The following is an 11,966-nucleotide window of genomic DNA, read 5'->3' as shown; positions in this document are numbered from 1 at the left end:
ACTCTTTCGAGTAGCCTTTTTTGATGTTTGGTTGCGGGAGCCGGATTTGAACCGACGACCTTCGGGTTATGAGCCCGACGAGCTACCAGACTGCTCCATCCCGCGTCTGTGGGCGGCATTCTACAGCCCAACGGCAGGGTGTCAACCGTTAATGAGCGGATCGCTGAAATAAGCGCTAATTATTCTGAAATCAAGGTGTTGGCTGCATTGTGCAGGCAAAAACAGGCGTGCACAAAAAAGGCCACTCTTTCGAGTAGCCTTTTTTGATGTTTGGTTGCGGGAGCCGGATTTGAACCGACGACCTTCGGGTTATGAGCCCGACGAGCTACCAGACTGCTCCATCCCGCGTCTGTGTGTCGGCATTCTACAGAGGAACGCGAGTGTGTCAACCCGTAAATCTAAGAAAAGCGCTTGTGCTTCAATCGGTTAGCGCTTCAGAAGGCCGTTCCTGAGGGGCCCAGGCCAGGCAGGACAAGGCTTTCAGCTCTATTGGGATGCGAGATTCGATTGAGAAAATATATTCATCTGCGAAATTTCCTACCGCTCAGGCAGAAGATTCAAACTACTGGTGCTATATACAGGGGTGAGTGCGATACTGGCCACCCGTTGGTTAACACCCCGTTTATATGACGCAGCGCAAAATCATCCACGTCGACTGTGATTGCTTCTACGCCGCCATCGAGATGCGCGACGACCCGAGCCTGGCGCAAAAGCCCTTGGCCGTCGGTGGCTCGGCAGATCGGCGCGGGGTGATCGCCACCTGCAACTACGAGGCGCGGGCGTATGGGGTGCGTTCGGCGATGTCGTCCCGTCATGCCTTGAAGCTGTGCCCGGACTTGACCATCGTTAAGCCGCGCATGGATGCCTATAAAGAAGCATCGAAAGAAATCCAACTGATCTTCCGCGACTACACCGACTTGATCGAGCCGTTGTCGCTGGATGAGGCTTACCTCGACGTGTCTGACAGCCCGCATTTTGGCGGCAGCGCCACGCGTATTGCCCAGGACATTCGGCGCCGGGTCTCCAACCAGTTGCATATCACTGTGTCTGCCGGCGTGGCGCCCAACAAGTTTTTGGCCAAGATCGCCAGCGACTGGAAAAAGCCCAACGGCCTGTTTGTGATCACGCCGGATCAGGTTGAAGACTTTGTCTCGCAGTTGCGTGTCAGCAAGCTGCATGGGGTGGGCAAGGTTACCGCCGACAAGCTGGCGCGCCTGGGCATCGAAGACTGCCTGCAATTGCGCGACTGGAACAAACTGGCGCTGGTACGCGAGTTCGGCAGTTTTGGCGAGCGCCTCTGGAGCCTGGCCCGTGGCATCGATGACCGCGTGGTGCAAAACGACAGTCGGCGGCAATCCATCAGTGTGGAAAATACCTTCGATGTGGACCTGCCGGACCTTTCAAGCTGCCTGGCGAAACTGCCCGAGCTGATGGAAACCCTGGCCGGGCGCATGGCGCGTATCGACAGCAGCTACCGGGCGGGCAAGCCGTTCGTGAAAGTGAAGTTTCATGACTTTACCCAGACGACGTTGGAGCAGGCCGGGGCAGGGCGGGATCTGGAGAGTTATGAACAGTTGATGACCCAGGCGTTCAATCGTGGGGGCAAGCCGGTGCGGTTGCTGGGGATAGGGGTGCGGTTGCTGGACCTGAGCGGCGGCAACGAACAGCTCGAATTTTCCTGGTAAAAACCCGAAACAAATGTGGGAGCTGGCTTGCCTGCGATAGCGGTGTGTCAGTCAAGAATGTTTTAACTGATACACCGCTATCGCAGGCAAGCCAGCTCCCACAGTTTGATCTTCACAGGTATTGAGCGATCAGCGTGCGCCAGGGTCTGCGACGAGTCGCCCCGCATCCTTGGTCAACGCCTGCACAAACTCCTGCTGCAATTCCGGATCATTGCGCGTCAGCTCGATCAGGCTTTGCTCCAGCTCGCTGGCTTCTTCTTCCAGGCCTAGCTCCGACAGGCGTTTGACTCGGTGCACCCACTGGTTCACCTCGTCATCTTCCAGGTCGTCATAGATCAGGGCGTGGGCTTCGAGCAACTTGCTGCGCAGCGTGTTGCTGACCGCCAGGGTCGAGTCGGTATGCACGTCGTCCTGGCCATCCTCCACACTGATTTTTAGCGTGGTGACGCGGTTCAGGTCCTGCTCGGCAAAGGGGCTGTCCAACAGGTTCAGGCGCAGTATGCCGTTACGGTCGGTGGTCAACTCATGAGTCTGCTTGCCGGCGGTGACTTGTACCGGGCGCTCGCTCCAGGGCAGGCTCGAATACTCCAGGCGCTTGTCACGCTGGACTTCATCGATAGCCGCCAGGTTCTGTTGCGCACGGCCGTGGGATTGCACGTTCATGAACGGGTTGATGCCGTCCACGCCGTAGCTCAGCCAGTCACGGGTCACGCTCGTGGGCAGGTTGCCGAGGGCGAAGATATTCGCCACGTTGGCACCCACGCCCGCTACCAGCGCCACGGCACCCAGGGGCATCTCATAGAGTTTGCGCCAGGGCTGGTAGGGCGTGTAGCGATCGTAACGACGGGTGACTTCGAATTCGGTGACCTCGAAGGTCTTCTGCTCATGAATGCGAACCCGGCGTTGCGGCAGCTCCAGCACTTTAGGCTCGCCTACATCGATCTGCAGGCTGTGGTCGAGCAACTTACGCTCGACCCGCTCCTCGTGCTCGCTGCGTTGCGACATCTGATTGGCGCAGCCGCTGACCAGCAGGGCGCCGCACAAGGCGGCGCCCCCCAGGGCTCTGGTGTTTCGCTTGAACATGACTTCTCTTGATCTGGTTTTCAGCGACGAATACGCGCCTGGAGGAAAGACAGCACGTCAGCCACCGGCAACGGTTGGGCTTCGGCTTCGGTCCGGCTCTTGTATTCCAGATTGCCATCAGCCAGGCCGCGGTCACTGACCACAATCCGGTGCGGGATGCCAATCAGTTCCATGTCGGCGAACTTGATGCCCGGGCTGGTTTTCTTGTCCCGGTCATCCAGCAGCACTTCAAAACCGGCAGCGGTGAGTTCCGCGTACAGCTTGTCGGTGGCTTCGCGTACTTGCTCGGTTTCATAGCGCAACGGCACCAGGGCCACCTGGAACGGCGCCAAAGCGTCACTCCAGATGATGCCTTTCTCGTCGTTGTTCTGCTCGATGGCAGCGGCAACCACGCGGGACACGCCAATGCCGTAGCAGCCCATGTCCAGGGTGATCGGCTTGCCGTTCTCGCCCAGCACTTCGCACTTCATCGCCTTGCTGTACTTGTTGCCCAGCTGGAAGATGTGCCCGACTTCGATGCCGCGCTTGATCTCCAGGGTGCCCTTGCCATCCGGGCTCGGGTCGCCGGCCACGACGTTGCGCAGGTCGGCCACGGTCGGAACCGGCAGGTCACGCTCCCAGTTCACGCCGAAGTAGTGCTTGTCGTCGATGTTGGCGCCGATACCGAAGTCGCTCATCAGCTCCACCGAACGGTCGATGATGATCGGCAGTGGCAGGTTCAGCGGGCCGAGGGAACCGGCACCGGCGCCAATGGCGTCGCGCAGTTCGGCATCGGTGGCCATGACCAGCGGGCTGGCTACGCCAGGCTGGTTGGCGGCCTTGATTTCGTTGAGCTCGTGGTCGCCACGGATCACCAGGGCGATCAGCTTGCCTTCTTCTTCGGCGCGCACGATCAGGGTCTTGATGGTCTTTTCAATCGGCAGATTGAATTTCTCCACCAGCGCCGCGATGGTCTTGGTGTCTGGCGTGTCGACCAGGCGCAGTTCCTCGGTGGGAGCTGGGCGCGAGGTTTCACGTGGTATGGCTTCGGCCTTCTCGATGTTCGCCGCGTAGTCGGAACCGTTGCTGAACACGATATCGTCTTCGCCAGACTCGGCCAGCACGTGGAATTCGTGGGAGCCGGCACCGCCGATGGAGCCATTGTCCGCTTCAACCGGGCGGAACTTCAGGCCCAGGCGCGTGAACACGTTGCAGTAGGCCTGGTGCATGCGGTCGTAGGTCGCTTGCAGGGAAGCCTGGTCGGCGTGGAACGAATAGGCGTCCTTCATGATGAACTCGCGGCCACGCATCAAGCCGAAGCGTGGGCGGATCTCATCACGGAACTTGGTCTGGATCTGATACAGGTTGAGCGGCAACTGCTTATAGCTGCTCAACTCGTTGCGCATCAGGTCGGTGATGACTTCTTCATGGGTCGGGCCGGCGCAGAAATCGCGGCCATGACGGTCTTTAAAGCGCAGCAACTCAGGGCCGTACTCTTCCCAGCGCCCGGATTCCTGCCACAACTCAGCCGGTTGGGTGCTCGGCATCAACACTTCCAGAGAGCCGGCAGCGTTCATTTCTTCACGAACGATGGCTTCGACCTTGCGCATCACCTTCAAGCCCATGGGCAACCAGGTGTACAGGCCCGAGGCCAGTTTGCGGATCATGCCGGCGCGCAGCATCAACTGATGGCTGATCACAACCGCGTCGGAAGGCGTTTCTTTCTGTGTGGCGAGCAAATATTGACTGGTACGCATGGTAGGCCGTTGTCGGTTGCTTGGACTTGAAATGACTTGGGATTGTACGGGCGCAGAGTGCTGGAGTACAGGTATCAGAATGCAGAGGGGTCTGTGGGAGCGGGCTTGCTCGCGAATGCGGTGGGTCAGCCTCCGAGTCTTGGACTGACCCACCGCATTCGCGAGCAAGCCCGCTCCCACATGTGTCAGTCTTCCTGCGGGGGATTCAGTCGGGCGCGGCGGTTCTCCTGAAACCAATGCAACGCAATCAGAAGCAGCGTCGGCACGCCCATCAGGCAGGTGATCATAAAGAAGTTGTGGTAACCGAACTTCTCCACCATCACCCCTGAATAGCCGCCGATCAGGCGTGGCAGCAACAGCATGATCGAGCTGAGCAACGCATATTGGGTGGCGGAGAATTTGAGGTTGGTGAGGCTCGACAGGTAAGCCACGAACGCTGAGGTGGCCATGCCCGAACTGAAGTTGTCCAGGGAGATGGTCACAATCAGCATCTGCAGGTCAGGGCCCATGTCGGCGAGCATCACGAACAACAGGTTGGTGCCGGCCGAGGCCACACCGCCGATGAACAGGATCGGCAGTATCCCGAACCGCACAATCAACAGGCCGCCCATGCCGGCGCCGAGCAGGGTCATGATCAGGCCGAAGATCTTGCTCACCCCGGCGATCTGGTCCTTGGTGAAACCCTGGTCGATATAGAACACGTTGGCCATGACGCCCATCACCGTGTCGGACATGCGATAGGTCGCAATCAGCCCGAGCAGCAGCAGCGCCTGCCAACGATAGCGCAGGATAAAGTCATTGACCGGCGTCAGCACAGGCGCCAGGCCCCGGCGGCCCATGGTCGAGAGGCACAGGGCGGTGAGGGTGATATAGAGGATGGCGCGCAGGAACGCGCGGTCTTCCATCAGCAGTTCCCACAGGCTCACGCCCTGGAACAGCACGCTGGCGAAGTCGGTGTTGTACAGCTGGGTGAACATCGCCGGCACCGACACCAACAGTACGATCAGTACAAACACCGATACCAGTTGGTGCACGAAGCTGTAGCGCCCGGCCTGCAACTGGGTGCGCAGTGGCACATCAGGTTCACGCATGAGGAAGGTGGTGAGCAACGCCGGAACCATCAACACGCCGAACAGCACGTAGGTGCCGGTCCAGGCCGAGTGTTTATAGTTGAAACCGGTGGAACCGAAGCCTTCGGCAAAGAACAGCGCGCCGGCGGTGGCCAGCAGGGCAGCGATGCGGTAGCCGGACATGTAACTCGCGGCCAGGGCGGCCTGGCGGCTGTCGTCGGCGATTTCGAGGCGGTAGGCGTCGACGGCAATGTCTTGCGTGGCCGAGGCAAAGGCGACCACCACGGCAATGGCGATCAACCAGGACAAGTGTTTTTGCGGATCGCAAAAGCCCATGCCGATCAATCCGAGGATCACCAGCGACTGGGCCAGCACCAGCCAGGAGCGACGACGCCCCAGCTTGCCGAGCAGTGGTAGGCGCCACTGGTCGAGCAATGGCGACCAGACCCATTTAAACGCGTAGGCCAGGCCGATCAGGCTTGCATAGCCGATGGTCTCGCGGGCCACACCGGCCTCGCGCAGCCACACGGAAAGCGTCGAGAACACCAACATGTAAGGCATGCCGGCGGCGAAGCCGAGCAACAACAGCACTAATGTCGAGGGGCTGGCATAGGCGGCGAGCGCGGCGCGCCAGGTTTTACGGGGCATGGGCTGGAGTCTGCCTCAGGTTTGCGGAAACAAAGCGCGCACTCTAACCGCTGTGCTCTACCGGACGCCAGCCATGGCGCTGAATATCAACACGATTGTTCAGGATAGTGACGCCTTCGCTACGTAAACGCGCACGTTGTTCGTCGCCCGAGGCGCTGCCCACCGGCAAACTTATCCGACCACCGGCACCCAGCACTCGATGCCAGGGCAAGCGCGTGTCCTGCGGCAACTGGCTCAGGGTGCGCCCGACCCAGCGGGCAGCACGCCCCAAACCCGCCAAGTGCGCCAGCTCGCCGTAACTCACCACGCAGCCTTCGGGCACCTGCGACAACGTCAGGTACAGGGCGGTGCGGCGCATCTCGGCGGGGCTTTGTGGCGTATCGGCAGGTAGGATCACTGTGGGTATATCCGTTGAGATCGTCGTTGTTTTGTCAGAAACGTCTGTAAACATGACGCTGAGTATTGAACTCAATATAAATCCTTGAGTCAGTTCTAGCCATGTAACACTATAACGCCCCTTTTTTCGCCTATCCTGAGCCCCGTACCTGCTTATGTTGTCCAGAACCCTGTTGTGCCTTGTTGTTATCAGTGCTTCCACGCCCTTGCTCGCCGATACCGTCTGGTTGAAAAACGGTGACCGGCTCACCGGCAAGATCAAAGTCTTCGACGGTGGCAAGTTGCTGATCCAAACCACCTACGCAGGCTCCATCCCGGTGGACTGGAAGCAGGTCAAAACCCTGGAAAGTGACCAGGAACTGCTGGTCAAGCAGGACGCCTACACCGGTGAAAAGGCCAAGTCCTTGCAGGCATCGGATGACGGCAAGGTGGTGCTGGCCAATGGCGAGGCGCCCAAGACGGTGGAACTGGCAAGTATCCAACAGATCATGAAGCCCAAGCCCGTGATCGAAGACCTGGTGTGGAAGGGTAACGTCGACCTGGCGCTGGACTACAAGCGCGCGGACAAAGACACCAACGACTACGACATCGACTTCAAGACCTCGGCCCGTCACGGCCAGTGGCGTCATACGGGCAAGGGCGAATACAACCGCGAGTTCCAGGACGACGTCACCACCACCGACAACTGGGCCCTGGAATACGACCTGGACCGCTTTATCACCGAGCATTGGTTCTGGCAGGGGCGCCTGACCTACAAGCGCGACAAGGTCGAAGACCTGGCGCGCCAGCGCACCGTGGGTACCGGCCCGGGCTACCAGTTCTGGGACGATGAGTTGGGCGCGTTCTCCCTCGGATCGCTGGTCAACCGCACCGATTACGAATATGCCGACGGCGGCAAGGACAACTTCTACTCTCTGGCCATGAAGTGGAACTACAACCGCTACCTGGTGGGCAAGACCGTGGAGTTCTTCACCAACGGCGAATTGGGCAAGCCTCTGGACGGTCCGGCCGATTACTCCCTGGATGCCGAGATGGGCCTGCGCTACAAAGTCACCGAATGGGCATCCCTCAACCTCAAGGCCGAGCGTGACGTCATCAGCGGCGACTCCGACAGCAGCTTGAGCAAGACCCGCTACACCGCAGGCTTCGGCGTGGCCTGGTAAACCGGCGTCGGCCACTCTGGCAACCTGCGCAGATATTGATTACCTTGTGTTGAGATCCATTCCCATATGCCATGGGCCGCGGAACACCCGAGGAGTCATCTATTGAGCACGCAGGTTGCCAAGAACGCCCGAGAGCTGTTGCTCAAGGAATACCGTGGGGCGCTCGCCACACAGTCCAAAGCCATGCCCGGCTTTCCCTTCGGCTCGGTGGTGCCCTACTGCCTGGACGAGCAGGGCCGCCCGCTGATCCTGATCAGCCGCATTGCCCAGCACACCCATAACCTGCAAAAAGACCCCAAGTGTTCCCTGCTGGTGGGTGAGCGCGAGGCCGATGATGTGCAAGCCGTCGGGCGCCTGACCTACCTGGCCGAAGCCGAGAAGCTGGAAGACCCCGCCGCCATCGAAGCGGCTGCAGAGCGCTACTACCGCTACTTCCCCGATTCGGCCAACTACCACAAGGCCCACGATTTCGATTTCTGGGTGCTCAAACCCGTCCGTCACCGTTACATCGGTGGGTTTGGCGCGATTCATTGGGTCGACCAGTTGACCTTGGCCAACCCGTTTGCGGGCCAGGCCGAACGCAGCATGATCGAGCACATGAACAGCGATCACACCAAGGCCATTGCCCATTACGTCGAGCTTGGCGGCTTGCCCACCACGGAGCCTGCACAGTTGGCCGGTATCGACAGTGAAGGCATGCACCTGCGCATTGGCCAATCGTTACATTGGCTAGGGTTTGCCGAGCCCTGCAATACGCCGACACAAGTGCGCGAAGCCCTGGTTTCATTGGCGCACGCTGAAGTCTGGCCGAAAAAAACCGCGGCTACTGCTTGAATTCACACAACGGCGACGTCATCTAAGGTGAACTGGCAAGGCATTCTTGCGTTGAGGAACCATTTGATGCGCCCTTTTTTATTGCTCTTTCTGCTGTTCCCGGTGCTGGAGCTGTTCGTATTCGTTAAAGTCAGCGGTGCGATCGGGTTTTTCCCGGCGCTGTTGCTGATCATCGTAGGCTCCATGCTCGGCGTCCTGGTGCTGCGTGTCGCCGGCCTGGCGACCGCACTGCGTGCCCGTGAAAGCCTGAACCGCGGTGAACTGCCGGCCCAGACCATGCTTGAGGGCCTCATGATGGCCCTGGCCGGTGGCTTGCTGATCCTGCCGGGCTTTATCAGCGATGTGCTCGGCCTGGTGCTGTTGCTGCCGTTCACCCGCAAGCTGCTGGCCGGCAAGATGCGCCAGCGTGCTGAAGAGGCCGCGATGCGCCAGCGTGCGTTCGCCGACGACCTGCAACCCCGTGGCGGCCCGGCTCCGCGCCAACCCCTGGGGCGTGAGGGTGATGTGATCGAAGGCGAATTCGAACACCGCGACCCTAAGTAAACGCTTCACTGGCACGGCACCTTCGGGTGCCGTGTTGCATTTACCCTTGAGCCGACACAAAAAAATTCATCCCCGGCCCCTTGTAATAAGCCTGGGCGCCCTTATGTAACGGTCACCGCAAGGTTTCTGGTGGTGACATCAGACAGACTTCCGCGTCTCGCCCAGCGAGCCGCGACCGGCACCGCCGGAATTTAACCCGCCGGAATTGATACCGGCCGATGAAAAACACAATTAGGAGAGATCGACAATGAAGCTTCGTCCTCTGCACGACCGCGTCGTAATCCGTCGCAGCGAAGAAGAAAAGAAAACCGCTGGCGGGATCGTTCTGCCAGGTTCGGCTGCTGAAAAAGCCAACCACGGTGTAATCGTCGCTGCTGGCCCAGGCAAAACCCTGGAGAACGGTGATGTACGCGCACTGGCCGTGAAAGTGGGTGACAAGGTTGTTTTCGGCCCTTACTCCGGCAGCAACACTGTGAAAGTAGACGGCGAAGACCTGCTGGTAATGGCTGAGAACGAAATTCTCGCCGTTCTGGAAGACTGATTTCCTCGCTCATTTTCCCGTTACTACAAAGTATTTAAGGAATATCGATCATGGCTGCTAAAGAAGTTAAATTCGGCGACTCCGCCCGCAAGAAAATGCTCACTGGCGTCAACGTACTGGCTGACGCAGTAAAAGCGACCTTGGGCCCGAAAGGCCGTAACGTGATCATCGAGAAGAGCTTCGGCGCTCCGACCATCACCAAGGACGGCGTTTCCGTAGCAAAAGAAATCGAACTGGAAGACCGTTTCGAAAACATGGGCGCGCAGCTGGTCAAAGACGTTGCCTCCCGTGCCAACGATGACGCAGGTGACGGTACTACCACCGCTACCGTACTGGCTCAGGCTATCGTCAACGAGGGCTACAAGGCCGTCGCTGCCGGCATGAACCCTATGGACCTCAAGCGTGGCATCGACAAGGCGACCATCGCCATCGTTGCCGAGCTGAAAAACCTGTCCAAGCCATGTGCAGATACCAAGGCCATCGCTCAGGTAGGCACCATCTCCGCCAACTCCGACAGCTCCATCGGTGACATCATTGCCGAAGCCATGGAAAAAGTCGGTAAAGAAGGCGTGATCACCGTTGAAGAAGGCTCGGGCCTGGAAAACGAACTGTCGGTTGTAGAAGGCATGCAGTTCGACCGTGGCTACCTGTCCCCGTACTTCGTCAACAAGCCAGAGACCATGGTTGCCGAGCTGGACAGCCCGCTGATCCTGCTGGTCGACAAGAAGATCTCCAACATTCGCGAAATGCTGCCAGTACTGGAAGCCGTTGCCAAAGCCGGCCGTCCATTGCTGATCGTTTCCGAAGACGTTGAAGGCGAAGCCCTGGCGACCCTGGTTGTGAACAACATGCGTGGCATCGTCAAGGTTGCAGCCGTCAAGGCTCCAGGCTTCGGCGACCGTCGCAAGGCCATGCTGCAGGACATCGCCGTATTGACTGGCGGTACCGTTATCTCCGAAGAGATCGGCCTGAGCCTGGAAAGCGCCACCCTGGAAAACCTGGGTAGCGCCAAGCGCGTGACCATCTCCAAGGAAAACACCATCATCGTTGACGGTGCTGGCGTTGAAGGCGACATCGAGTCCCGCATCGCGCAGATCCGTGCCCAGGTTGCTGAAACCTCCTCGGACTACGACCGTGAAAAACTGCAAGAGCGCCTGGCCAAGCTGTCCGGCGGCGTTGCAGTGATCAAGGTTGGCGCTGGCTCCGAAGTTGAAATGAAAGAGAAGAAGGCCCGCGTTGAAGACGCCTTGCACGCAACCCGTGCAGCCGTTGAAGAAGGCGTGGTACCTGGCGGTGGCGTTGCGCTGATCCGTGCTCTGGAAGCCCTGACCAACCTGACCGGCGACAATGCCGACCAGAACGTTGGTATCGCTGTGCTGCGTCGTGCCGTTGAAGCACCGCTGCGCCAGATCGCTGCCAACTCCGGCGACGAGCCAAGCGTTGTGGTCAACGAAGTCAAGAACGGCAAAGGTAACTACGGTTACAACGCCGCGACTGGCGTGTACGGCGACATGATCGAAATGGGCATCCTGGATCCAACCAAGGTGACTCGTTCCGCGCTGCAAGCAGCAGCCTCCATCGGTGGCCTGATCCTGACCACCGAAGCTGCCATCGCTGACAAGCCGAAGGCTGAAGGCGCAGCTGGCGGCGGTATGCCAGACATGGGCGGCATGGGTGGCATGGGCGGCATGATGTAAGCCAGCCTTACCCGGCACTATAAAAAGCCCCGCCTGCAGTGATGCAGGCGGGGCTTTTTTGTGAGCGGCAGTACCTACCCGACGGCGGCCTGACAGCCACGCTTATCTAACTGATGCGCCGCGGTCAAAATGTGGGAGCTGGCTTGCCTGCGAAGACGGCCTGCCAGCCTGCAGGAATGTTGGATCAGAGCGAGTTCATACCCGTTATTTAGGCAACGGCCATCTAGGGGGCCGCCCTGACGGCGGCTAACCCGGCATCCTGCCGGGTTACCCACGAATTCAAGCCTGCGTTCGGCCAGCGTGGTTGACAGGGTTGTGGTTGCCGTCGACCGCTGCAAAGTTGTGTCGATACTTATGGCCAATCGCAGCATAGGTGTCTACACAACTTCGGCACGACGCTGGACCTGTGGCGAGGGAGCTTGCTCCCGTGACGGCCTGACAGCCGATGCATCTCTACCTGACACCCCAGGATCCAAATGTGGGAGATTCTATGGTTGGGGGGAAGCCCCAAAAAACGCTTTTGATTGGTACTCGCTTTGATTTTTCATGAGCGAAAAGGCGATACGCGCT

At 59.3% G+C, this 11,966-nt stretch carries 10 protein-coding genes and 2 tRNA genes; 6 read left to right on the top strand and 6 right to left on the bottom strand.

Translation table 11 applies throughout. The features are described from left to right. Window positions 1-28: 28 nt before the first annotated feature. Together CER19_RS08055 and CER19_RS08050 are read right to left on the bottom strand one after the other, a co-directional pair. Window positions 29-105 (bottom strand) — tRNA-Met (locus CER19_RS08055). A 166-nt stretch (window positions 106-271) separates the two neighbouring features. Then, window positions 272-348, bottom strand: a tRNA-Met gene (locus CER19_RS08050). 278 nt (window positions 349-626) lie between these two features. Between CER19_RS08050 and dinB the strand changes: the two genes are divergently transcribed. After that, window positions 627-1,685: a DNA polymerase IV gene (gene dinB / locus CER19_RS08045; protein ID WP_003193948.1), complete on the top strand. Its 1,059-nt coding sequence runs from the start codon at window positions 627-629 to the stop codon at window positions 1,683-1,685. Window positions 1,686-1,814: 129 nt separating this feature from the next. Here dinB and CER19_RS08040 read toward each other — a convergent pair whose 3' ends face one another. The 4 genes from CER19_RS08040 to CER19_RS08025 all read right to left on the bottom strand — a co-directional run bounded on the left by CER19_RS08040 (window position 1,815) and on the right by CER19_RS08025 (window position 6,580). Continuing rightward, window positions 1,815-2,768, bottom strand: a complete 954-nt coding sequence (locus tag CER19_RS08040; protein ID WP_116666041.1) for a hypothetical protein — start codon at window positions 2,766-2,768, stop codon at window positions 1,815-1,817. Between the two features lie 20 nt (window positions 2,769-2,788). Beyond that, window positions 2,789-4,504: a proline--tRNA ligase gene (locus tag CER19_RS08035; RefSeq protein ID WP_019817246.1), complete on the bottom strand. Its 1,716-nt coding sequence runs from the start codon at window positions 4,502-4,504 to the stop codon at window positions 2,789-2,791. 185 nt (window positions 4,505-4,689) lie between these two features. Continuing rightward, window positions 4,690-6,222: an AmpG family muropeptide MFS transporter gene (locus tag CER19_RS08030; RefSeq protein ID WP_116666040.1), complete on the bottom strand. Its 1,533-nt coding sequence runs from the start codon at window positions 6,220-6,222 to the stop codon at window positions 4,690-4,692. A 43-nt stretch (window positions 6,223-6,265) separates the two neighbouring features. Continuing rightward, window positions 6,266-6,580, bottom strand: coding sequence for an MGMT family protein (locus CER19_RS08025; protein ID WP_020301352.1), 315 nt, complete (start codon window positions 6,578-6,580; stop codon window positions 6,266-6,268). Between the two features lie 193 nt (window positions 6,581-6,773). On the opposite strand from CER19_RS08025, the gene CER19_RS08020 reads away from it, so the two are divergent. From CER19_RS08020 to groL, 5 genes are all read left to right on the top strand, one after another. Further along, window positions 6,774-7,781, top strand: a complete 1,008-nt coding sequence (locus CER19_RS08020) for a DUF481 domain-containing protein (protein WP_116666038.1) — start codon at window positions 6,774-6,776, stop codon at window positions 7,779-7,781. A 102-nt stretch (window positions 7,782-7,883) separates the two neighbouring features. Beyond that, window positions 7,884-8,615, top strand: a complete 732-nt coding sequence (locus CER19_RS08015) for a HugZ family protein (protein ID WP_116666037.1) — start codon at window positions 7,884-7,886, stop codon at window positions 8,613-8,615. 66 nt (window positions 8,616-8,681) lie between these two features. Continuing rightward, entirely contained in the window at window positions 8,682-9,158 is a 477-nt protein-coding gene (locus tag CER19_RS08010; RefSeq protein ID WP_003193941.1) for an FxsA family protein, read from the top strand. Between the two features lie 247 nt (window positions 9,159-9,405). Next, on the top strand, window positions 9,406-9,699 hold the full coding sequence (locus tag CER19_RS08005; protein ID WP_003193940.1) for a co-chaperone GroES: 294 nt from the start codon (window positions 9,406-9,408) through the stop codon (window positions 9,697-9,699). Window positions 9,700-9,749: 50 nt separating this feature from the next. Next, a complete protein-coding gene (groL, locus tag CER19_RS08000; protein WP_003193939.1) occupies window positions 9,750-11,396 on the top strand; it encodes a chaperonin GroEL in 1,647 nt (548 codons plus the stop codon). Window positions 11,397-11,966 lie beyond the last annotated feature (570 nt).

The sequence above is a fragment of the Pseudomonas sp. GL93 genome (assembly GCF_003408955.1).
Classification (GTDB): domain Bacteria; phylum Pseudomonadota; class Gammaproteobacteria; order Pseudomonadales; family Pseudomonadaceae; genus Aquipseudomonas; species Aquipseudomonas paracarnis.
The sequence above is the reverse complement of the archived record's forward strand: the minus strand, read 5'-3'. Positions and strand labels throughout refer to the sequence as shown.

Excerpts from the sequence above, each read along its gene's own strand:
- dinB (WP_003193948.1), top strand. The coding sequence starts at position 627 with ATGACGCAGCGCAAAATCATCCACGTCGACTGTGATTGCTTCTACGCC.
- CER19_RS08040 (WP_116666041.1), bottom strand. The coding sequence starts at position 2,768 with ATGTTCAAGCGAAACACCAGAGCCCTGGGGGGCGCCGCCTTGTGCGGC.
- CER19_RS08035 (WP_019817246.1), bottom strand. The coding sequence starts at position 4,504 with ATGCGTACCAGTCAATATTTGCTCGCCACACAGAAAGAAACGCCTTCC.
- CER19_RS08030 (WP_116666040.1), bottom strand. The coding sequence starts at position 6,222 with ATGCCCCGTAAAACCTGGCGCGCCGCGCTCGCCGCCTATGCCAGCCCC.
- CER19_RS08025 (WP_020301352.1), bottom strand. The coding sequence starts at position 6,580 with ATGCGCCGCACCGCCCTGTACCTGACGTTGTCGCAGGTGCCCGAAGGC.
- CER19_RS08020 (WP_116666038.1), top strand. The coding sequence starts at position 6,774 with ATGTTGTCCAGAACCCTGTTGTGCCTTGTTGTTATCAGTGCTTCCACG.
- CER19_RS08010 (WP_003193941.1), top strand. The coding sequence starts at position 8,682 with ATGCGCCCTTTTTTATTGCTCTTTCTGCTGTTCCCGGTGCTGGAGCTG.
- CER19_RS08005 (WP_003193940.1), top strand. The coding sequence starts at position 9,406 with ATGAAGCTTCGTCCTCTGCACGACCGCGTCGTAATCCGTCGCAGCGAA.
- groL (WP_003193939.1), top strand. The coding sequence starts at position 9,750 with ATGGCTGCTAAAGAAGTTAAATTCGGCGACTCCGCCCGCAAGAAAATG.